14 protein-coding genes and 2 rRNA genes (1 of these 16 running past the window's edge) are annotated in these 23,838 nt (G+C 36.7%); 8 read left to right on the top strand and 8 right to left on the bottom strand.

Translation table 11 applies throughout. The features are described 5' to 3' along the window. Genes UABAM_RS18155 through UABAM_RS18145 form a run of 3 tightly spaced genes read left to right on the top strand, consistent with a single transcriptional unit; the run spans nucleotide 1 to nucleotide 2,763 of the window. The gene (locus tag UABAM_RS18155; protein WP_151969427.1) at nucleotides 1–717 is read left to right on the top strand and encodes an RsmE family RNA methyltransferase; all 717 of its coding nucleotides are present in this window, start codon (nucleotides 1–3) and stop codon (nucleotides 715–717) included. 4 nt (nucleotides 718–721) lie between these two features. After that, nucleotides 722–1,435 (top strand): hypothetical protein, encoded by a 714-nt coding sequence (locus tag UABAM_RS18150; RefSeq protein ID WP_151969426.1) that lies wholly within the window; start codon nucleotides 722–724, stop codon nucleotides 1,433–1,435. A gap of 29 nt (nucleotides 1,436–1,464) precedes the next feature. Then, nucleotides 1,465–2,763 (top strand): hypothetical protein, encoded by a 1,299-nt coding sequence (locus tag UABAM_RS18145; RefSeq protein ID WP_151969425.1) that lies wholly within the window; start codon nucleotides 1,465–1,467, stop codon nucleotides 2,761–2,763. 5 nt (nucleotides 2,764–2,768) lie between these two features. Here UABAM_RS18145 and UABAM_RS18140 read toward each other — a convergent pair whose 3' ends face one another. The 4 genes from UABAM_RS18140 to UABAM_RS18125 all read right to left on the bottom strand — a co-directional run bounded on the left by UABAM_RS18140 (nucleotide 2,769) and on the right by UABAM_RS18125 (nucleotide 12,289). Next, the gene (locus UABAM_RS18140) at nucleotides 2,769–4,538 is read right to left on the bottom strand and encodes a hypothetical protein (protein ID WP_151969424.1); all 1,770 of its coding nucleotides are present in this window, start codon (nucleotides 4,536–4,538) and stop codon (nucleotides 2,769–2,771) included. 9 nt (nucleotides 4,539–4,547) lie between these two features. Continuing rightward, nucleotides 4,548–7,961 carry a T-complex 10 C-terminal domain-containing protein gene (locus UABAM_RS18135; protein ID WP_151969423.1) on the bottom strand — a complete coding sequence of 1,138 codons (3,414 nt, stop codon included), beginning with the start codon at nucleotides 7,959–7,961 and terminating at the stop codon, nucleotides 4,548–4,550. Between the two features lie 15 nt (nucleotides 7,962–7,976). Beyond that, nucleotides 7,977–10,787: a serine/threonine-protein kinase gene (locus UABAM_RS18130; RefSeq protein ID WP_151969422.1), complete on the bottom strand. Its 2,811-nt coding sequence runs from the start codon at nucleotides 10,785–10,787 to the stop codon at nucleotides 7,977–7,979. A 764-nt stretch (nucleotides 10,788–11,551) separates the two neighbouring features. Beyond that, a complete protein-coding gene (locus UABAM_RS18125) occupies nucleotides 11,552–12,289 on the bottom strand; it encodes a bacteriorhodopsin (RefSeq protein ID WP_151969421.1) in 738 nt (245 codons plus the stop codon). Nucleotides 12,290–12,835: 546 nt separating this feature from the next. On the opposite strand from UABAM_RS18125, the gene crtY reads away from it, so the two are divergent. The 3 genes from crtY to UABAM_RS18110 are packed head-to-tail and all read left to right on the top strand — an operon-like array spanning nucleotide 12,836 to nucleotide 16,436. Continuing rightward, on the top strand, nucleotides 12,836–13,978 hold the full coding sequence (gene crtY / locus UABAM_RS18120; RefSeq protein ID WP_151969420.1) for a lycopene beta-cyclase CrtY: 1,143 nt from the start codon (nucleotides 12,836–12,838) through the stop codon (nucleotides 13,976–13,978). Continuing rightward, nucleotides 13,975–15,468 carry a phytoene desaturase gene (locus UABAM_RS18115; RefSeq protein ID WP_151969419.1) on the top strand — a complete coding sequence of 498 codons (1,494 nt, stop codon included), beginning with the start codon at nucleotides 13,975–13,977 and terminating at the stop codon, nucleotides 15,466–15,468. The genes crtY and UABAM_RS18115 overlap by 4 nt, the downstream gene beginning before the upstream one ends. Before the next feature lie 5 nt (nucleotides 15,469–15,473). Then, nucleotides 15,474–16,436 carry a phytoene/squalene synthase family protein gene (locus UABAM_RS18110; protein WP_151969418.1) on the top strand — a complete coding sequence of 321 codons (963 nt, stop codon included), beginning with the start codon at nucleotides 15,474–15,476 and terminating at the stop codon, nucleotides 16,434–16,436. On the opposite strand, the gene UABAM_RS18105 is transcribed toward UABAM_RS18110, so the two are convergent. Next, entirely contained in the window at nucleotides 16,354–17,688 is a 1,335-nt protein-coding gene (locus tag UABAM_RS18105) for a carotenoid oxygenase family protein (RefSeq protein ID WP_151969417.1), read from the bottom strand. The genes UABAM_RS18110 and UABAM_RS18105 overlap by 83 nt on opposite strands. A 236-nt stretch (nucleotides 17,689–17,924) precedes the next feature. Between UABAM_RS18105 and UABAM_RS18100 the strand changes: the two genes are divergently transcribed. Continuing rightward, nucleotides 17,925–18,974 (top strand): polyprenyl synthetase family protein, encoded by a 1,050-nt coding sequence (locus UABAM_RS18100; protein ID WP_151969416.1) that lies wholly within the window; start codon nucleotides 17,925–17,927, stop codon nucleotides 18,972–18,974. A gap of 231 nt (nucleotides 18,975–19,205) precedes the next feature. Continuing rightward, nucleotides 19,206–21,791, top strand: coding sequence for a serine/threonine-protein kinase (locus UABAM_RS18095; protein ID WP_151969415.1), 2,586 nt, complete (start codon nucleotides 19,206–19,208; stop codon nucleotides 21,789–21,791). Nucleotides 21,792–21,847: 56 nt separating this feature from the next. Here the strand turns inward: UABAM_RS18095 and UABAM_RS18090 are convergent, their stop codons facing one another. From UABAM_RS18090 to UABAM_RS18080, 3 genes are all read right to left on the bottom strand, one after another. Continuing rightward, nucleotides 21,848–22,795 carry a pentapeptide repeat-containing protein gene (locus UABAM_RS18090; RefSeq protein WP_173013400.1) on the bottom strand — a complete coding sequence of 316 codons (948 nt, stop codon included), beginning with the start codon at nucleotides 22,793–22,795 and terminating at the stop codon, nucleotides 21,848–21,850. 378 nt (nucleotides 22,796–23,173) lie between these two features. After that, nucleotides 23,174–23,283 (bottom strand): 5S ribosomal RNA (gene rrf, locus UABAM_RS18085). Nucleotides 23,284–23,376: 93 nt separating this feature from the next. Continuing rightward, nucleotides 23,377–23,838: ribosomal RNA gene (locus tag UABAM_RS18080) — 23S ribosomal RNA — on the bottom strand (it continues 2,572 nt past the right edge of the window).

Genomic DNA, 23,838 nt, shown 5'->3' with positions numbered 1-23,838 from the left:
ATGTCACACTTTTTCGTAGAAAAACAGCCTCAAGATCAAGACAACCAAATTACCATAGAAGGTCCTGAGGCTAATCATATAATAAACGCCCGACGCGCACAAATAGGAGAGGAAATAAAGCTATTTGATAAGAGCGCTCACTGCTACCACGGTAAAATTATTTCCATTGCGAAAAAAAAAGTTTGTGTAGAGATTGTGTCTCGCTATGTTAATGAAAGTACATTTCCCATCAAATTAAACTTAGCCCAAGCATTGGTAAAAAGCAAAAAATGGGACATGATTCTACAAACTTCAATGGAACTCGGTTTGCAAACCCTGACACCGATGATGAGCGAACGAGTTGCTGCTGGAATCAATACCGCTGGGCGACGAGAGAGATGGTCCAAAGTTATACTCGCGGCGGCCAAACAAAGCGAAAGGCCATATTTACTTGATATAAAAGAAATGCAGACGTTTTCTGACATTCTGCAAGATAGTTCACCAACATTAGTCGCACACACAGATCCACAAATTCCTTCTATGCACACCGTCCTCAAATCTTTAGAAAATGTCGATAAACTGACGGTAATCATCGGTCCAGAAGGAGGCTTTAGCAATAGTGAAATACAACAAGCGCAACAACATGGAGCTAAACTTTTTTCTTTAGGGAAACAAATTTTGCGTGCAGAAACCGCCACAGCAGCAATTATAGCCAACATTCATTTTTATTTTTCATAAGTAAATGTTAGAAAAATTCCAAAAAAACCTCACCCTGTATAAGATGGCGTTCCACAGTAAAATGTTACTAGACCGCTACCCTTCGCTATATATAAATACACTAAAGTTCCATCGTCGTGGTAAAGAATCCTACCACGATGTGGTAAATAACAATACAGATTTAGTGATAGATGGCTATCCACGTTCAGCAAACAGTTTTGCATTGGCTGCCTTTCGCCTTGCACAAACGACAGATTACAAAGTAGCAACCCACGTCCATACTTCTTCACAAATAGCCATTGCTTGCCGCAGCGACATTCCCACTTTGGTACTCATCCGCCCCCCGCGCGATGCCGTAGTATCACACAAGAGCCTTTCACTAGAAGTGAATAATGGAGATCTCCACGTTAAAAATATTCCATTGTCGTTGTATTTAAAGGCATATATCCAATTCTACACTTTAATCTATCCCTACCGCGACAAATTTGTTTTGGGCAAATTTGAGCAAGTTACCAGTAATTTTTCGGTTGTCATCGAGGAAATAAACCATAAATTTAACACAAAATTTGCTGTATTTGATCACAATGCACAGAATGTGGAGAAAATATTTAACTCCAGCGGATTTCATCTGAGCCCATCAAAAAAAAGGAATTCTTACAAGAAAGACGTTTATAAAGAGTTGGATCGTTTTCCTAAATTGTTAGAAAAAGCGCAACAAGTTTATGATCAGTACCTCTAAATAGGGCTGTAATTCCTAGAGAGAAACACATGAAATTTATAACCATTGTTATTTGTTTATTTAGTTTTGTTGTAGCGCAAAACATCGATTTCAAGATGGAAGAGGATAAGAGAAATAACACGACGTGGACATTTCGTTATCCACAAAAAGTATCAGGAACATATACATGTCGTTTGATATTTAACAATAAAAACGAAATTGTCAATAGTCGTTTGTGGTTACAATTCCATCAGCGTCATTTTTCATACGTATACACCAGCAAAAGCCGTAAAATTCTAAAAGGTAAGTATACTCTTGAAATTTTAAAAAGCCCAAATAGTGATACGCAGTCTATACCACAAAAATATCATTTTTATATTGGTGCACCACCAGAAATTGCAAAACAACATTATAATTACCTTCACCTATTCCTCTTACTTGACAAAGAAAACGAATGGTGCTCCACCCTACGCAAAGAAAGATCTGATTTAATAGCAAAAAATCCCAAGGAAAACACCATCGAAGAATGGTATAGAAAAAACATAGAAAAACTAAACGATTGGAGACAAAAAACCAACAAGTTTTTTTCTCCCAATACGATTGTTACCTATGATTTATTTGTGCAGCAAAGTACTCTCTCGCTATTAAAGACTTACCAAGAAATTATGGATATGCATAAACGGTGGCTTTTATCAGGCGGGGATTTAACAAAATTATCACCTCAATTTACGAACATTTTAATGAATCTAGAGAAACAGGTGACTACATTACATCAACAAATTCGTACTCACATACTACAGTTCAACAAAAAGGATATAGGTAATTTACTAAAACAAATTGCACAGATCGAATCTCTAGAACCGATAGATCATTGGAAAATCGAACTACAAATACACCAATTAATTTTAACAAACAATCAATATCCCAAAGTTGCGAATTCTCTACAAAAAATAGAACGTGTATTACGTGAAATAAACGATCGGCTAACGCAAAAAAATGTACAAAAAATAAAAACCTTAATTTCCCAAACACAAAAGATCATTGAGACGAATTCATTCGAAAAAAATAACAACGACAAAATTTATGTAGCAAACCTGTTACAACAAGTATCAACCGAAAAAGGGTTAGACCAAATAACAGACAAACAACTTGAAGCCACAGAAAAAAAATTACTACTGATGAAAGAACATAAATGTCATCGTTTATTGACGGGTTTAGTTTACTGGATTAAAGTATACAAAATGTATAAAAAGCAAAATCCACAAAAGGAAATACATTTGAAAAAAACGCAACTCAGCATTCAACTCATTGTTGTAGAACTAAAAAAATGTATAAAAGAGTCTCAGTAAAAAAGTCATTCTCTAAATTCCACATAAATACGTCTTTTCAATTTTTTTTCCACCTTATCATCAAGCGTTTCTAGAATACTTTGGAAATTAAATAGCGCAATTTGAAACGATAGATTTTCTTTTTCTGAATCAATAGCGAGAGAGTCCAACTGTTTTAGTAAATTTTTTAATTGAATGATAGGTTTGACAAAAACAAACGTATCTTTGTTCAGTCTATTTTGTAGAAAACGAATTTCGCTCTCGGGCTTTTTTCCTGTCTCTTTCCATTTGTGGTATACAGAACTTATTCTTTGCGAAAATGCTTTTAATTTATTGATTTGATTACGACGTAATTGCTGTATTTGCCATAGACTTCCTATTTGAACCCACCTAGTCCAAGTATATGGCTTTTGTAAGCCTAAAAAATAACGTAAAAAATCACTTTGTAGTTGTGGCAAAATATTTACCTGTAAACGATAAAAACCAGGCTCTACTTTTTTATGTAACAAAAACTTCGTTTTAAATTTTTGCGATTCGCAGCAAGAGGTGATCACATCAGCATATTTTTCTCCTGAGATGGATGTTAATAAACTCACAACTCTCAAAGGCATTGATTTAGGTAGTTTCTGAAGTTGAATAGACCATGCAACAGATAAGTTCTTTTGATACTCTATATTAAAGCCTGAGACAAAAATACGGACTGGGGAAATACTTCCAACGTGACAACTCTTTTGCAAAACATCTGCTTGGGCTTTTTTTAAGACGAATTTTCCCCATTTAACCGTTGTGGGCAATTTCCGTTGTACTATTTGCTGTTGAGTATTTTTCTTACCACTTTCATCCTGAGAACGCTTTGTTGGTTTCTCTGAAGAAAAGTTTTTAACAAATCTTCGTTGTGGTGGTGTATTCATCTTGTGAAAAGTAAATAGCAAAGCAATGGCAAATAAACTATATAAAATCACTGTAACTCTAATAAAACTAAATAGAACAGGTCTTTTTCGTTGTATACTAGCCACTTGTTTGTTCTGTTTCGCTTTACTAGAAATACCGTCAATTAAAGTATAAACAATCTGCTTACCTACCAATTTTGATTCTATTAATAAGGCATCAAAAGAATAACCAATCCCTAATGAATTCATCATAATCAAAATACGCAAAGCCGTTTGTACTTGTTTATGTGACAATATCTCAAACGAACAAAGTTTTTCCGCGAGAAGAAGTTCTACTTTATTTATTTCGTAGGGTTTCTCGGTCGTGTGTATCGTTTTCCCATGTACTTTTTGCAATATTTTATATTGATGCTGGCGTATAAACTTATTTTGGTATATATAATTAGAAACACACGGTATTTCCGATTTTTTGCAAAAACTTAAAAAAATATCTAACATTTGTTCTCTTGATACAAATTCTAAATGAATCGCCTCCCGCATACGCGCTAGGTCGGTTGTCAACTGTATCGAGTAGTGCTTCTTTGCTATTGTTGGATATGAAGAGACTTCTTTATTTATCTTTTGCATTTTTTGCAGACGAAGATTCATTTTCTCTTTTTCTTTTTCGCTATTTTTCGTCCGCTCATTATTTTCAACTTGCTGGTCAATCACCTTGCGAATACGATTCATAATTTGATCTGTATTCGAGATCTTTGTCTGGCTAGGTTTACCTTGCCGTACAGGCTCTAATTCTTGTTTTTCACGAAGAGAGGACTCGATATACCCAGTATTGATTACATCCCCATCCACAACATATTTTTTGTGAATCTCCGGGAAAATACGCGTTTGCAACCAAAAAGTTTTCATAAAAAATTCCTATTTGAATTCGTAGTTGAAAAAGTCAATCTTTGATCGATAAGCAAATTCAATTAACGCGACAGCTCCCCCTTGAAAAAGAGGTTCTCCAATATTTTTCTTAAAACGAATGTGTTTTTCTCCTTGCGGCACAGGTTGTGCAAAGGTACCCGTGACATTAGGTTCCAAACCTTTCATATACTTATAGTATTCGGTTAAAATATTTTGGAATGTCTGTCCACTTTTTGTAAATTCACTTGTGGGCATCGCCTCACCAAAGCTCATCACATCTTGATCCAATTTAAATTCCTCAGTCCCGTCTGCATTTTTCAATGTGACTTGTACCTGTTTGTGGTAATGATCTTCATGATGAAATGAAAATGCAATATTCGTTTCCGCATTTAAATCCAACAGAGATTCAAACTCATTGGGAAGCGGCGTTTCGGGAGAGGTAAAGAAGTGCCATAACTCCTCAAGTGTAATATCTCCTGTAATTTCGCTATTTCCTACAAGCGGAGGGTTTTCAACGTGTTGCGTTTTGTGTATTTTAGTATGAATAGGTTCTTTCCCATTCTCGTCCGTCGATTTTACTTTAAAAAGTCCGTATATTTCTTCTGAAGGCAATTGTCGTGAAGGGTTAAAATCTAACGTGCTAGCCCAGTCGATATTTGGAGTTACGCGCAAATCATCAACAGTTGCTTGCGGAGATTTACTGCGTCCAGCACTCCCTACATAAAAACGATTTTCATTTACCAAATCATCCGCTAGAGGTTCAAATGCACCATTAGATAATTTTCCTTGAGGAGTTTGACTATTTTGTGGGTGCGGAAAATTTTCACTAAAAGCGACTCTGTTTGGCAAAAGTTTGTTATTGTCATCATAAAAATTTCCGTGGATAGCGATAGCTGAATTGCCATTTATTCCGGTAAAATTTGTCAGCGTATTACCATCCTTCCAACGTATAGAAATATGATAATTTTCATGAGCACGTACACCTTGGTTTACGAGTGGATTAACAACAATACCTTGTACAGACTCCACATTTTTGTATGGCATAAGTAAAGGGTGAACTGCCACGGCTGTATTACTTTTTTTATCTTTACAAAAGAATTTTGAATGGACAATTAGCTCAAGCCTGCGCAATAAATTTGCAGGATTATTATCCACAGTGGTAATTTTCACCTTAACTTCTTTTTGCACCCCCACAAGGAATTTATTACCACTAAGAACATCAGTTATTTCAAAAGCCGTATTCACAAAGAAAAGTGTACGTGGTGCTTCATCATTCCACTCTCGGTTAAATTTTAACCAGAACATTATGCTGCCGCGATTTGCATCTCCAGAAATAGGAATTATATTGGGAAAATCTATCAAAGCAGGAAAATTACTATCCTGACTAGGATTATCAAAAGCAGGATTTTCACTTTGCCTAGAAAGATAATATAAATCTTTGCCACTATCTTCCTTTCGCAAAATGATTCCATCTGTTGCTAAATCCGAGGCGAGTTGCTTCACTGTAGTAATTTCGATACCTTTATTTATAGAGACAACTGTTTCCTCTTGCCCTTCTTCGGGAACTGGATTTGGTAATATCTCAACAATAGTACCATCTGGTAATTGTCTTGTAATCGTACCATCAGGGGACTCTTTCTCAATAGTGCCATCTGGAAATTCTCTTTTGATAGAACCATCTGGCAATTCATGTACGATCGTGCCGTCCGCGAGTGCTTTTACAATCGTACCATCCGGCAATGTTTTTTGTTCTATGACCTCTTCATTGGAAGGTTTTGTTTCAGTAACCTCAATCTCTTTTTTTATCACAATGACCTCGGGAACAACCTGTCCCCCCTGATCAACAGCAATCGCTTTACTTCCATTTGCCTGTGGCTGTTCCGCTTTATTTGCGTTCACAGTACTGTTACAATCTGCGCGAAATAGATAGTTACCACCTTCGGTTACAGGCTCGTCTATTCCATCATACCCTGTTGTGGATTCAAACCATAGAGGTTTGACTCCACCTATATTTGAACTGGAGTTTTGTATTGCTTCCTTATTATCTTGTACATTATTTCCGGAAGTAAAAGCGCTTAGATTTACACGTTCTTGTTGATTTTTGTGAATAGCATTTTCTTCAAACTGTTTCTGATTTTTAAAGTGAACAACTCTATAGACTTTTGTCAACGTCGTTAACTCTGACTCGATAAAATCGCCGGCATGCACCAATTTGGCTTGAGAAGTAATTTCAAATTCTCCTGTGGGAAAAAAACAAAATTCTGTGGTGAAATATTCTAAATCTGCTTTATTGACAAATTGATAGAGGTGACTGTCGGGGTTGAGATATTTTAATGAAACAAACGGTGCGGCATTGGCCTTGACAATATTTTTCTTGGTGAATGTATGCGAAGAAAAAATATTGTCCCCTTCTACCCTAAGAAAATCGTCAAACTCATTCCAGTCTTTGAAAAAACTTTGCTCACGATGTAAACATATCCTATTTGCAAGAATAATCGCTTCTTCTCTACTAATCTCAGCATTAAACTCGCCACTACACTTTAATCCCATAAAAATGGCCACAAGAACCGGCCAAGAAGCACTATTCAAATTTATGGGACTGCGGTGTACGGTTTCAAATGTATCCTCTTTGTTCACAATAGGAAAATACATCATATGATACATTTCATTTTGCTGTAATTCATTTATGGACGGAAATGTGGTCAAATAATCCTTTATTATTTCAAAATCTTCTTGAAGAATGGTATTGGTTCCATCACTAATACCAATCATTTCATTTTTGTCATGGAAACCACTTTTGGGGCGTTGTTTCACAATAGTCTGGCCAAGACCTTTTAATGGCCCAAGTTTATCACCATAGACATCTTTATAAGGAGAGCGAAGAGCTACCGCCATACTGAGGTTGTCTAATATTTGTCCTAAAAATTTATCATCCATGTTTAAATTAATTTGCGATGTCGTGTCCAATACTTTGAGTGAGCAAAACTTATTATTTTCGGGCATATAGCTTACTTTATGACCCAAAACATCCTCAGCAATATCATTTGTTGACTCAAGAAAAAAAGATAACGCATTGCTAGAACAATTCTGTAACTGGGAAAGACTAGCCCCCGCTGCGGTAAAATCCTCAGCATATTTCGTATGCTCATATTCAGGATTACCAACTGTATCTTCGTCGGGATATCTTCCTAACCAATTGCAACTGTAAATATCTTTTGTCGCGCCTTCTATAATACGAGCAATGGCGTACTCTATACCTTGTTGTGCCGCATTATTAACAGTATATCTGTCAACATAATTGCTAGACACATTTCGTTCCGAAATAGACAACTTGACAAAACTCACTGCTGATACACTCAAAAACATCATAGTTGTCAAAACAGTAATCATGGCAAATGCCGATTTTTTTTTATACTGAATCACCTTATCATTCCCCCGTTACTTACCTGTAATTGCATACAATTTACTCGTATTATTTGTACCAGACACATAGATTGTGTTATTGGAAAAAACAGGTGACGATTGGGTATAGCCAATCGCTTTTTTCCAAATTTCTTTACCTCGGATAGCGTCTATACAATAAATATTTTCGTCCGTACTCGTAACATACACAACGTTATCAACAAAGATAGGAGAAGAATATATAGCCCCTTTTGTTTGGAATTTCCAAATTTGTTTGCCTTGATGATCTACCGAATAAAGGGCACCATCAACACTTGAAGCGAAAACGCGACTTCTGGCAAACGCTATGCCTGATATACTTTTTTGCGATAACAAAGCTTGCCATTTTTTCTGTTGTTGCGTCGCATCTATACAGTGAATTTTGCCGCTTTTTGTTGTCACGTATAGCAAGTTATCCACCTTTGATATATTCCCATGTATTGAAGAGTCTAATTTTAAATGCCAAATCCTTTTTTTTGGCCTTTTCAAATTTAAAGCGTAGAGGTAACCTGCATTACATCCAACGTATAAGTTTTCTCCATCAATGGTAATCTCGCTAGCTAATTTTCCTTTCAATTTTTCCTTCCAAAATAATTTTTTACTTTTCAAACTAAAAGCGTATATCGCATCATTTATCCCTGCGAAAAGTAAATTTTTGTACACACATGGTGTTGATGTAATATTTCCTTCTTCAGGAGTATTAAACTGATATTCAAAATAAAATTTCTTGGCATTAAACATATAAATAGAATTTTGCAAACCAAAGAAAACGAAGTCGTTAAAAACACATGCTGTCGTTGGCTCAACTCCTGGACGAATTCGTTGATTAAAACTCCTTGACGGATTCACTAAATCGAAAACGTGAAAAACCCCCCCTTTTGTTCCAATAAAAACTTTATTGTCATAAATAATGGGGCTAGACTTTATATGAGGGGCCATTTGCTTTTTCCATTTGATATTTTGATATTTGGAAATAGCATCGCCGTAGTATTCTCCTGTACGCTGCAAATTATTGTGATGTATAGAGGCATTCGGATACTTTTTCTTCTGAGGTGTAGACAACGCAATCTTATCCATATCTTTTTGCAATGCATTTATATAATCTTGCAGTTGTACCTTTTCTGTGATGTGCGCATTAATTTCTCTTCGAAGTTTTATCACCTCTTGATCTTGTTGCTGTAATTTTCTTTCAAAATTATTTTTTGCCATTTTGTGTTGTTTATTTAAAGCTTTCACTTGTTTTTCTAATTTTTGGTTTTGTTTTTCATAGTCGGTATTGGTAGTTAAAACCTGTTTGTAGGCACTATTTATTTTCATATTTTGCTGATAGTTATATAAAAGCAAGATCAGCAACAATAAGGTAACGGGCATCGTTATTGCCATCGCTGTCCATAAAGAAAGTTTACTCTTTTGTGTTTTACTACCAACGTTTCGCGCTATACCGGTTCTTTTGTGTAACACTTCTTCTAAAGCATCTGCCATTATTTTTGCATTGGAATATCTACGATCACGTTGCTTTGACATAGCTTTCAAACAAATGTCTTCGATACCTTTTGGAATTGTCGATACTATTTTACTAGGGCGCATCGGTTCTTGAGAGTTTACCTTCTGCATAACATCAAGAACATTACTTCCACGAAAAGGAACTTGACCAGTTAAAAGTTTATAAAAAGTAACTCCCAGAGAATAAATATCCGTCCGGTAATCGAGTTGTTTATTACGACCGACGGTTTGTTCCGGAGACATATATGCTGGTGTTCCACTAATATGTCCTGTTTGAGATATTTCACTCCCACCTACCTGTCGCGCAAGTCCAAAATCCATTAAGTATGGCTCACCAGTTTTATCGTCAATCATAATATTTTCAGGTTTTACGTCGCGATGAATAATGTTGTTTTGATGAGCATAATACAACGCATTGGCCATTTTTTTTACTATTTCAATTGATCTTGTTAATGACAAACGTTTATTTTTTTCGACTATTTCTTCGAGATTTTTGCCCTGAACATAATCCATTGTGTAGTAATTCATTCTGTTAAATTCACCAACATCATAAGCACTTGCAATGTTAGGATGACGTAACTTTGCTATGGCCTGAGCCTCGCGAACAAAACGCTTAATATTCTCATCTTTGTTCTTTTGTCCAGAGTATAGAACCTTTAATGCTTGCTCAACTTGTAGCTTCTCATTATAGACCAAATAAACTTTGCCAAAATTCCCTTCACCTAAAGAACGGATAATACGATAGTGATCAATTTTATGTAGGCCTGTGTTATCTGAAGCACCTTTCTTGCTGGAAGCCTCTTTAGTTGCAGAAGAATCCATCATTACTGTTTTTTCAAGTTTTTTTGGGTTATTAGCAAACTTGGATGCGACATTCGCCGTTTCACAAGAATCCATCATCACTGTTTTTGCAAGTGGGTTATTAATAACAAGCGTGGATGCGACATTCGCCGTTTCACAAGAATCCATCATCACTGTTTTTTCAAGTGAGTTATTAGTAACAAACGTGGATTTGACATTCACCTTTTCAGAAGATTTCTCAGTATTCACCTGTTCAAAAGATTGCTCTATCGTAAATCGACCTTGCTCATTCTTCTTTAAAACAAACAAACTGTCTTGCTCTGCGACAAAGTCATGTATTTTTTTGAGTTCTTGCATTTGAGACTCTGACAATAAACTGTCTTCGGCAAGAATTTTTATAATATTAAAATTTACTGATGTATTGTATTTACTCTGTAAAAGACTTATTTCTTCTGAAGATAAAATCGAGTAAATGTTTTTCTTTATCCAGGATGAAAAATCCATGTTATGCCCCACATAATGGTCGATTAAATTCTGAAACTAAAAGTTGAGGATGCTACGGCCTTAAAAATCACAATGGCTTATGAATTATTACAGTGGAGTGATATGAAGTGTTGTGAATTGATAGAGTCGTTGTTGACTGTTAAAGTTAATAATTAGTTGCTAAGTATTTTGGCTAATTTATGAACAGCTTATTGGAGATGAACAAAAGTATTTGAATTATCTTTGTAGTATGTAAATTCAATGTTGTAAAACGCAGAAGAAATTCTTTTCTTACCATTTATTAACTTTCAAGTTAAAAAGCCAACAATATGTGTACACAACACATTTCCAAAAAATTTATCATCATTCCTATCATTACCTACTTTAGTGATCTTTCCATATAGATTATAGAGTACGTTTTCACTAATTTCAACCAATATCAAAAATAAAATCATAACAAAATAAAAACAAAATAAAAACAAAGACATATAATATTGATCAAAAATAAAAAAATTAAGTAAAAAAATAATAGCAAAAAGCATAAACAGACGCTATTGAACCCAGTGTAAACCAATGACTTTTGAGATGCCGTTATAGTATGTTTTCAACATGGGTGGGCTGTTCATTCATTTGGCAGGGTGTCTAGGCGTGTTATGAGGTGGGAAAGTGGTACTGATAATAAAATAAGACTTGCGGTGTGTTACACCGCAAGTCTCATTCGTACAGAGGTAAAAGCGGAACCAGTCGGTTCCGCAAGAGCATTATAATACGTAAGGATTATAACTCTAAGCTTCTTTGCTTTGCTTAGCATGCGTTACTGCTAAAGCAGCGCTGTAGGCAACAAGGCCGAAACCAATTTTGTTGATTGCGTCACCAATGTTGTATACAAGTTGAACACCATCTAGAGCTACTGGAGAGTCGCTGATATATCTTACTGCGAAACCTATTGGGTATATGGCCCAGCCGATTGTGACGAAAGCGATCAAAGAGTTGATTCCAGACTGAATTTCTGGGCTTGAGGAGCTTGCTTCAGATTTTACTGTTGTAAGTAATACGCCTACGATTGCAAGCCAGCATAAACAACTGCTACCAAACATAGCCCATTGTAGAGTTCCTGTTGTTACTTCGCCAATATATCCTAGTAGAATCATGGCTACATCGAAAGCAACTAATTTGTATATTAAGCTCTTTGCACCTTGTCTTATACCAAGCATGGCAGGAAACTTAATGAGCATTAGGGGTGTGGTTATGATCCAGTCGATGTAACGAAATTCTGTTGGAAATGTTTGTCCAGGAACATATGTGTTCTTCATTGCATAGTAGTGGAAAGCCGCAACACCCACTACTAGAGCCGATAAGGTTACAGTTCTTCTATATTCTGGCAATACATTGCCTCTCTCTGCGAGGAAGAATACGAAGGCGGTTCCCATCGCAATGTAACCTACGAAAAAGGTATATTTTACAAGCTCTTGTAACACTGTTGCTTCTGTTATGACATCTGAGAATGCTAAGAAAAAACTCATGAGGTAACTCCTTTAGTGTTTGTTTTTTTGCAGTGAAATTAACATTTATTTAATTATCGGATACTTGGTCAAGGTAATCTTACGTGGTAGCCGAAAGTTAAATTGTCAGTGACGCGGATCAAACAATCAGAAACGATTTATTGCGAGTTTGAGTATCCACAATGCTGATGTTTGTCAGCTCAATATTGTAGATTATCAACTACAACAATGTTGGATCTATTAGACCTGCACCTCCAACAAAAAAGAATATATTCAACAGCGAATAATTCTCATGTAATATATATACCTCAAAAAAAGTCATTTTAATAGCATAAAAAAAATTTTTTTTCAATTTTCTGAAGTAATGACCAAAAACAAAAAACCTTAACATATTAAAAATAAACAACTTATGACCCCAAAATCCTCTCCAAAAAAAATGTAAAACATAGACAACATTTTTATTATATTTTTGTAGAATATATACACGAGATAATGTAGAATATATACTAACAAATAAAATTTACACATACGTATCCATTGTCTATTAACACATCTTGGGGAGAAAAAATGTACGATTTCATCTTTGCAGGCGCAGGGTTGGCAAACACATTGATTGCTTATGAAATAAAAAAAGCAAGGCCTCAAAGTAAGATTTTAATGATCGATCAACGCAAAGAGTTCAAGAGTAACTCGCATACTTGGTCTTTTCATTTAGGAGATCTACCGGCAGAAAGCTTCGAGTCCATAGCCCCGTTTGTAGACTGTAGGTGGGAGAAGTACTCAGTTAACTTTCCGTCTTACACAAGAACGCTGGACCTCGGTTATTGTTCTATACATTCGCATAACTTTTACGAAAAAATGCTAACACATGTCAAAGATAGTTTACAGCTAGATACTCGCATTGTGAGCGTATCAAAAAATACAGTAACACTACAAAACGACTATAAGTTACAAGCGAAATATGTGTTTGATGGTCGCGGTCCACAAAAGCAAAACAAGTCTCTAGGCTATCAAAAATTTGTGGGTTTTGACGTTACTTTGAAAAGTCCGACTCCTCAAATTCCGATGATTATGGACAACTGTTGTTTGCAAAGCGACGGATTTCGTTTTTTCTACACCCTACCATGGTCAGAAAAAACCATGTTAATAGAGAATACTTATTACAGCACCAATCCTAAGCTTAGTTTAGAAAAAGAACGCCAACTTCTTTATGAATATGTACAGCAAAAAGGATGGGAAATACAAAAAATCAATCGTCAAGAATCTGGTGTTCTACCCATTATCGCAAGATATCCATCCCAGGAAAATTTATTTGCCTCGGGGTGGAAAGCCGGTTTTTTCCATCCAACGACAGGCTATTCATTTCCCGTCGCTTACAAGTTTGCACGAGAACTTGCCGCTGCGTGGAATAATGATGAAAATATAGAGAAGTTTTATGCGAATTGGGTGCAAAAAAATAAGCGAAACAAAAGCTTTTTCTTTTTGTTGAATCGATTGCTGTTTAAAGCGCCTCCACAACAACGTTATAGAATACTGGAGAAATTTTATAAGTTACCGCCTGATACAATCAGCAGATTTTATCGCGGCGAAATAATGAAAAGAGATATTGCGCGCATTTTCAGTGGTCGTCCACCGATGTCAATTTCCAAAGCAATGAAATGTTTCTTCGAACATATGATAATTAAACCATTTATGAAAGGTGCATCATGAAAAAAGCAATAGTTATCGGTAGTGGATTTGGAGGATTAGCAGCAGCGATCCGACTTCAGGCGTCTGGTTTCCAAACATCCATATTTGAAAAAAGAGATATCGCGGGTGGTAGAGCATATGTTTACAGAGACAACGGCTTCATTTTTGACGCCGGGCCAACTGTGATAACTGCTCCGCATTGTTTAGAGGAACTTTTTGCCATCGCTGGCAAAAAAATGGAGGACTATGTAGAGCTACTAGATGTAGATCCCATGTACCGTTTACTCTGGGAAGATGGGTTTGTATTCGATTACACAAACGATGAAAAAAGACTCATGGAACAAATTCGTCGCAAATCCCCTAAAGACGTAGACAATTACAAAAGATTCTTAGAATATACGCATCAAGTTTTTGAAGAAGGCTACATAAAGTTAGCGGATGTGCCCTTTCTGAATTGGTGGAGCATGATTCGTGTCACTCCACAATTGACACGTCTGCAATCTTTTAAGTCTACTTATCGTCGTGTATCTGACTTTATTCAAGACCCTCATTTGCGACAAGCATTTAGTTTTAGTGCATTACTAGTAGGCGGAAACCCTTACACAACCTCGTGTATCTATACGCTTATTCATTACATTGAACGAAAATGGGGCGTGTATTTTGCCAAAGGTGGAACCAACCAACTTGTACAAGGTCTCGTGAGGCTTTTTGAAGACATTGGTGGGAAAATATACTACAACAAAGAAATACATGAAATAAAAACCATAAACGGAAAAGTAGACGGCATCCTAACAAAAGATGGTGAAACAGCCCATTGTGACTTTGTTGTTAGCAATGCAGAAATCATGCATACCTATCGCGATCTGCTCAACAAAGAAAAGCGTGTAAACAGAGTACGCAACAAATTAGAAAAGTCGCGTTTTTCCATGTCTTTATTTGTATTGTACTTAGGCCTTGACAGGCAATGGCCCAACCTAGTACATCACAACGTAATGTTTGGATCGCGTTTCAAAGGACTACTCGAAGATATATTTTACGGTAACAAACTTCCTGACGATTTTTCTCTGTACGTACATGCGCCATCCAACACAGACAAGAGCTTGGCGCCACAAGGCGGCGAAGCTTTATACGCCCTTTCACCTGTCCCACATTTAGGTAACGCCAATATTGATTGGGAAAAAATGGCCAGTAAATACGCCGACAGAATAATTGACTATATGGAAGAGCGCTATATGCCTGGGTTAAGAAAATCGATACAAACTCAAAGAGTGTTCACCCCTAACGATTTCAAAAATATTTTGAACTCTCATTTGGGCTCCGTATTTTCATTAGAACCCACATTAACGCAAAGCGCATATTTTAGAGGCCACAATCGCGACCCTCATATCGATGGACTTTACTTAGCCGGTGCTGGTACACATCCTGGAGCTGGTATGCCCGGTGTTATTAATTCGGCAAAAGCAACGGTAGAGGTCATACTACAAGATGCTCATTCATTAAAGGTAGGGTAGAAAAGATGCACAACAACGACAACTTCGCAGACATCATTGCCAAGGGTAGCAAAAGCTTTTCGCTAGCAAGCAAGTTTTTCCCCAAACACCTCCGAAATGACATACATATTTTGTATGCTTGGTGTCGTTATTGCGACGATAAAATAGACAATCAGATTCTTGGGCATTCGAATTCTCAGAAAGAAATTTCGACAAAAGAGGTTTTACAAAACATATATCATAGAACTTTCCAGAATCTGGATGTCTCGATTACATCGCCCGAAAATATTTTTGAGCATTTTTCTGTATTGGTAGGAAAATACAACATACCGCATAAATACATTCGTGATTTTTTAATGGGTATGAAAAGTGATGTTGACGGCAAATCATATCACAGCACAGAAGACTTAATTGAATACTGTTACCAAGTTGCCGGTACTGTCGGAGTGATGATAACGCATATTGTAGGGTGTAGAAACCGCGAGGCTCTAAACTACGCTATTGATTTGGGAATTGCCATGCAACTTACCAATATCGTTAGAGATATTGTTGACGATTTTCAACAGGGAAGGCTATATATTCCTGGTGAGATCATGGATAAACACAACCTACAACCACAAGACATTTTGTCGCCACAACACAGAAAAGAACTTTTTTCCATCGGCAATGAACTTTTATTTCTTGCAGATCAATACTATCAATCTTCGCGCAAGGGAATGAAATTTCTTCATTTTAATGCACGTGTTCCTATTGCAATGGGGTGTGAGATCTACCGAGAAATAGGTCGCGAAATTTACCGTCGCGGCGACAAATCATGGAATAAGAGAACAAAAGTCAGTAAGTTGAGTAAATACTTAAAAGCTTTCAAAGGCCTATCATTGGCCATCAGTATAGAATATCAAAATTTTAAACGTAGTATTGCGCAAAAAAGTTACCGTGAAATCCCAAAGGAATATGAAAAGGTAGATTTATTCGAGCAAGCTCTTTGAGAGTCTCAGCGTCTATGATTGCAAGAAAAGAGGCATTGGTGTGACTGTTATAGACTAACGAAACAAGGTAACCATCCACTTCGTTAGTTCCACGAGGAATAAAGATTGGTTCCCCAGCGTAACAAGCACGGCCAAAATCAAAAAAGCGACATGTCTTTTCATGTACATCTATAGAAACAAGACGCGAACTAGAAAAGTTATCTTTGGAAACTTCTATTCCGTAAACATATCGATGTTCACGACATAAGAAATTTTCATTGATGCGAGGAAGTTCGACTCCTACATCAGACAAAAGTACAGAATCACAATGATCTTTTCCTATGGTAATTCTCGTAAGTTTTCCTGGAGATGCATTTGATTGTTTTCCGTGAAAGAGGTCCTTAACCAACTGCATTCCACTATCGTCGGGGTATACAATGGCATCTACACAAGTAGAACCGTTTTTTTCAAAAGCGTTGGCAACGTGCATAACGAAAAAGCGTTCCATTTCCAAATACTCCACGTTTTTTGAGTGGATATCAAACACGTAAATTTTTGTTTTTTGCTCATTATCCCAAGTACAACAGTCGAAAAGGCTATCTTTATTTTGAACGTATCGCCAAATTTTTTTTCGGTCAATAAAGTATGGACTACAAAAAATGATGATTTTATTTTCACTAACAGCAAAGTCGTGTACAACGTAAGGCTTGTCCATTTTTAAAGACATAACTTTTTTTAGCTTTCGGCCTTTTTTCCACTGCCAGAGATTCAACTTCGGTTTACCCAAGCCAATGCTGGGAGCGAAATACCCGATGTTATAGTAACATTGTTGTGGAACGTGCATGTGGGGATGTGCACCGAAAAAATTCCAAAAAGCTAGTTTTCCACGAAACGTCTCTATGGAAAATTTTTCAAAATTATTGTCCGTACGATAAGGTCTTCCCCCCTCGTACAAAGTAATAATAGAAGATTCATCTAAAAAAATATTGGTATTACTAGGGTTTTTGATTTTTTTACAGAAAGAAAACGGACCAAGTAGCAAAGTTCCAAAACAAGGAAACATTCTCTTGTTCTTCCTGCTTTCTTTGATAAAAGCCGGGGTTTTGACATAACAATTTTGAAATTTAATTTGTTCAGAGGAGAAAGTAAAAGAATAGATCATGCCGTCTCCATCAAACCAATGATCATTTTTTTTACCGGCCACCTCATTTTTCCCAGGTCCGATTCTTAAGAGTGTTCCTTCAATATCCTTAGGAATATCTCCTTCAATCATATTAGGAGAAATGGTAATTTTTTGTTCCTGGTAAATTCCCTCAAAGCCTTTTAACCAAGGCTTTTCAGAAATTTGAGGGAAACAACTATGAGATTCAAAACTTTGATTTTTTATAAGATTTTCCTTAACTAAGTTTCACAAAATTTTAATTACCTTGGTGGTAAGAAAAAGTTTCTCCAGTAAAACCAGACTTACACATTCTTGGACATTATAACATCTTACAAAAGGAACAAAACATGGCAAATATAAAATTACAAACGGTGAATCAATCGCTACAACTTCATGAATATGCAAAAAAAACTCTACCAACGTTCCACAAAGAGATCTACAAATTTATTTGTGAAACAACAAACTACGATTTTTTGCGAAACGCAGCAGTTTACAGCCTAGGTATTGGTTCTGCCAACGCCGCTCAACAGGGAAAACGAATACGACCTATCTTGGGCCTACTGCTGGGAGAAAAAATGGGCGTCGCACCTAGCACACTAATGCCTTTTGCCATAGCAAACGAAATATTTCACAGTTTTTTACTGATACACGATGATATCGAAAACAACGATGAAATACGTCGAAATCGTCCAGCGGTCTGGGTTAAATATGGAAAAGCGCATGGAATAAATATAGGTGACTACCTTTACAGCAAGTCTTTTGAGGCGCTACTTCAACTAGAGAACAAAGTAAGTGCTCCAACTCTAATCAAACTAATGAAGCTATTTAACACTGTGTCTTTATACACCGGTGAAGGACAAGCAATGGATCTAGACGCAGAACAAGCACACACAATTAATTTGAAAACGTATATTGATATAGTACTGAAAAAAACCGGCTATTATATGAGTTTACCTATCGTTGGTAGCGCTATTCTCGCACAGGAAAGTAAGGACACACAAGACAAGCTGGCCGAATTTGGAAAAAGTGTAGGAATCGCATTTCAAATTATTGATGATATTGTCGATGTCTTCGAAGAAAAAGGCAGGCCCATAGGTTCAGATATTCGTTCCGGAAGTAAAAGCATTATCGTGATATACACACTAAAAAATTGTACGAATTTTGAAAGAAAAAAGTTAGTCAACATCCTACAAAAGAAAAGAGAAGAAACTCTAGACAGCGAAATAAACTGGAGCATAAAACTATTTCACAAACACAAAGCCATTGAGTTTGCAAAAGACCTTGCGCGTCAAAAAATAAAAAGTGCACAAAAATTTTGTGGCCAAGTTCCAAAAACACTCCAAGACCCTCTACAACAAGTAACAACTTACATGCTAAACAAATTACATAAAATCTAGACCTGGTACAATGGCATATCAAACACAAAACCGTAACCGTACATTGAATTCATAAATCCAACCCTAATACGGTTACGGACAGCCTCATCAAAAAATCCCCCCACAAACATCATTATCCTACATTCAAGTCTTTCGAGACAAAGATTCTGTCCTATCAGACTCTCAGTAGAAATAAACATAGAGATATTGTACAATTGTAGTCTGTCTTGCGTTTTATCGAGAGGAAAAAGAATGAGCTCTTCTATCAAAGACTACTTTTTTAATTTACTAAAAGTAAAAAACATAGATACCAGTACACTAGAAAATATTTGGAAACAAAGACCAGCAAACAAAAATGAAAAAGAAAGCCTCAAATGGCTCATTGATCAATTTTTGCAAAACGAGAGTGTCGACAAAAATACTTTTGGTCTTGCTGTACAAGAGTTTTATACAAAACTAGCCGAATACGAAACTTCGCGAAAAACCATCTCCCAGAACAACGAAAAAAGCAATGTTGCCATCAAACATTTTGCAAAATATAAAATCATAAAAGAATTGGGAAGTGGCAATATGGGACGTGTACTTCTTGTACATGACCCAGATAAAAATATGCAAATGGCCTTAAAAATTATGCTGGCTGGAGAACATGCAGGAGAAGAACAAGAAAATCGTTTTTTCAAAGAAACATCAGCGATGCAAAGATTACAGCATCCAAATATTGTGCAAATACACGATGTGGGACGGCATAATAATATAAATTTTTTTACCATGGAATATTTAGAAGGTGATGACTTAGAGACGTTTTTAGAAAAACGTAAAGTAAGTTCGCGCCGCGCCGTTGAAATTTTTATCAAAGTAGCGCAAGCCATTCAACATGCTCACGAAAAAAATATTTTACATCGTGATATTAAGCCAGGCAACATTATCATGCGCAATGACAAAGAACCAGTGGTCACAGATTTCGGCTTAGCACGTTCCACACGTGAGGCATCACGAATAACTCAAACAGGTGCTCTCATTGGAACACCAGCATACATGGCTCCTGAACAAGCACGTGGAAAAGTAAAAGATATAGACGAACGTACGGATATTTATGCATTGGGAATTACTCTGTATAAGATACTAACACAACAACTTCCTTTTAATGCGGCAACACCTCTAGCAACACTACATAAAGTAGTGAATTCCCCACCAACCCCGGTACGTAAAATAAATCCACTAATTCCCCAAGACCTTGAAAACATTTGTATGAAAGCCATTGCAAAGAGTAAAAAAGATCGTTTTAACACCGCTCGCAAAATGGTAGATGAATTACAACGCTTTTTGGACGGAGTTAGCACCAATACGGCTCAAGCATCATCACGCTTTGTAAATTTCAAATTTTGGGCGAACAAATACAAAACGTATATTCTACTAACAGTCTTACTCCTCTTTAGTGTAACGGGTAATGTCTATGCCTTACTAAAATCAAACACCTTAGTAGAGAACACACTCAAACAAAGTATCCAAATCATTTCCCCAAATTTTCTAAAAAAGGGCTCTTCAGACGCCATTCCATCAGTAAAAGGTAAGATCGCTCTAAAAGTGAGTTTACCTATGGGAATCACAGAGATCCACACCACAAAACAAAGAATATCCTGGGATCGTAAAAAAACTAACTTCACTCTGGACATACCACTAAGTTATGGTGCAAACACTATTGAAGTAATTTTTTTCAGTGCTTCGGGACAATACTATAAACTACGACGTAATGTACTTCGTGCAAAACCGCAAAACTCTGTATTCTTTCATGGTAATTTACAACGACTTTATAAAGCCAAACCTCACTCTCCCACCCCTCTCAAACTAAATTGGCAGTTTCCTGTCAAAAATACGCGAATTACCTTCTCCCCTTTGGTGTTGGGAAAACGCATTCTCTTTGGCTGTCGCAATGGTTTTTTTTATTGTATAGATGACAGCGGCAATTTTTTATGGAAATTTAAATCATCTGCCACGATCAAAGGTTATGGAGCTATCTACAATGGGGTTGTTTATTTTGGCAACGTCAACGGAGATGTTTATGGTTTAGACATTTACAGTGGCAAAAAATTATTTTACTACAATGTGATACAACCACAACGCTTTTCACCAATTATCGTGGATGATGTCATATATATAAATACAGAAAAAAATCTTTTATTTGCTGTTGATCTAAAAACGTCAAAAAAGAAATGGCGTTTCAAAGGAGATAAAGGCGACGAGTTATATTCATCTCCAGCCCTTTACAAAGATTTAATTATTCTCAGTGAATACAATGATACAGTGTATGCACTCAATCGTTCGAATGGAAATATCGTGTGGCAAAAAACAGTGGCTGCTCACAGTTACAATTCTCCCATTGTCATTGATGACAAAGTTTATGTAACCGTTCATGGTAAATTTTATGCCTTTGATGCACAAACAGGAAAAGAATTGTGGGATTGTGAACTACAAGGAAGGTTTTATTCCACAGGTGTGTACTATCAAAATATGATTGTAGTAATAAATCGTCGCGGCGTTTTACAAGCAGTTGATTTGAAAAAACACAAGGTCAAGTGGAATTTGAAAACTAGTCCACCTATGGTCACTAAAAAAAATCAGGTATTGTCTTCTCTGATTATAGCTGGAGATGATGTGTTCATCCATAGTGTCGAAGCGTTTTACTCATTCAATATAAAAACGAAACAAAAGACAATATATCACCAGATACCAGAGTCAACAAAACATTCAGACAACTATTCTACCCCTAAAATTTATGGGACTTCTCTGTATATTACTACGATCGACGGCTTTTTAAAAGCTTATCACACAAAAAAATAAAAAAGGAGTTTCGTAACCGTATATAACAAAATGAATACGGTTACGAAAAATAAAGACTAGCGAATACAAAGGAGGTTATTGCGAAGAAGATAAAAACCTCCGCCGCGCATATACCAACGTTCATCACTTTCTTCAAACTTAATGTAGTGTTCAACTAAACTTTGGGAAAGATAGTAAAAAGCCGTTTTTTGTGCCATAGACCATACTCTACTTGGTATTTCACTCTTAGGTACCGACATTTTAAATTTGTGCATCAATCTTTTATTCGTACTCAACGAATCTGCAAGAGAGATGTGGGAAACATCCCTTTCTCCCGAAAAAACTTCTTGCATCTCAACGTAGTAATTTCCAAATCCTTCAAATACACGCTCATAAAAATCGTCACGGTCTTTTTTATCCATCAATTTGATCATTTTGAGATCGTCAAGTTGAAAACGAACCATTTCCTCCGTAGTACGTGGATTTTTCTGAAGATCTTCGAGAATTTCCTCTAGCCCAGAAGAAAAAACATAGCCATTGTTCCACGGATCATCACCGATCCCCACTGACAAATCTTTAGGCCATTTCAAACTTTTCTTACCAAATAATTTTACAAAAAATGCACTATTATCACTAATTACATTTAGGCCGCATGCTTTAAGTTCTTTTGCTATTTTTTTACTCAAACCATCGATGTTTTCTAAACACGCACATTGTTGTAGTTGTTCCAGCTTAATTCTACTTTTTTCAAAATAGGCATTTTTCAGATTGGCAGAATCAAAATTTGTTTTTTGTAACTTTACATTGATAAACTGAGCGTTTTCTAGATTTGTACCACTAAAATTCACTTCACTAAGATTTTCGTTAGAAAAAATGATACCCGATAAATTTAAGTCAGAAAAATCAGCTTTAGCAAGATCGTAACTTTTCATATTTTTAAGTACGTTTTTAGGTTGACGTACACCTTCAATTTTAGAAAATATCTGAATTTTATTTATGGCTTTTATTGTTGGGTCTTTACTCATTAGTTCTATACTCCTTGAATTAACAGTTTGATTGTGTATAAGCATGTTCTACCAAACAAAGAGTAAAAATACACCCAATTCTGAATATCTTAATTTTTATAGGATACAGAAGAGGAGTCTTAACAAAGTGTTTTTTTATCTGGGGATTTAGATTGGCGTAGAAATACCAAAAACAACAAATCGGTGTCAGACTCAAAAACGGTGTCAGACTCAGGAATGGGTGTCAGACTCAGAAACGGTGTCAGACTCAAAAACGGTGTCAGACTCGAAAATGGGTGTCAGACTCAGGAACGCAGAAACGAAGGAAAGAGTGAAGTGGAATGGGCATAAAAAAAACCCTGACAGCCTTTTGAGCTACCAGGGTTCGTGTTGATTGGAATCCGGCGACGACTTACTCTCTCACCGTGAGGCAATACCATCAGCGTGAAAAGCTTAACGGCCGTGTTCGGGAAGGGAACGGGTGTGACCTTTTCACTATGATCGCCGAATATAATTGATTCCGTATATATCTATTTCTATATAATATTGCAATCTTGACAAATCAAGAGAGGAGGAAGAAAAGAAAGCAAAGAGGAGTATAGAGAGATAAGTCGAACGGGATATTAGTACTGGTTAGCTGAGTACATTGCTGCACTTACACATCCAGCCTATCAACCTGGTAGTCTTCCAGGACCCTTCAGGGAGATCTCGTCTTGAAGAAGGCTTCGCGCTTATATGCTTTCAGCGCTTATCCTTTCCGAACGTAGCTACCCAGCTATGCCGCTGGCGCGACAACTGGAGCACCATAGGTTCGTCCGCCCCAATCCTCTCGTACTAAGGGCAAACCTTCTCAAATCTCCTACACCCACAGCAGATAGGGACCGACCTGTCTCACGACGGTCTAAACCCAGCTCGCGTACCGCTTTAATTGGCGAACAGCCAAACCCTTGGGACCTTCTTCAGCCCCAGGATGCGATGAGCCGACATCGAGGTGCCAAACCGCCTCGTCGATATGAACTCTTGGAGGCGATAAGCCTGTTATCCCCGGAGTACCTTTTATCTGT

Source organism: Candidatus Uabimicrobium amorphum (genome assembly GCF_009002475.1).
GTDB classification, from domain to species: domain Bacteria; phylum Planctomycetota; class Uabimicrobiia; order Uabimicrobiales; family Uabimicrobiaceae; genus Uabimicrobium; species Uabimicrobium amorphum.
Note: the sequence above shows the minus strand (reverse complement) of the source record. Positions and strands in the feature narration are given on the sequence as shown.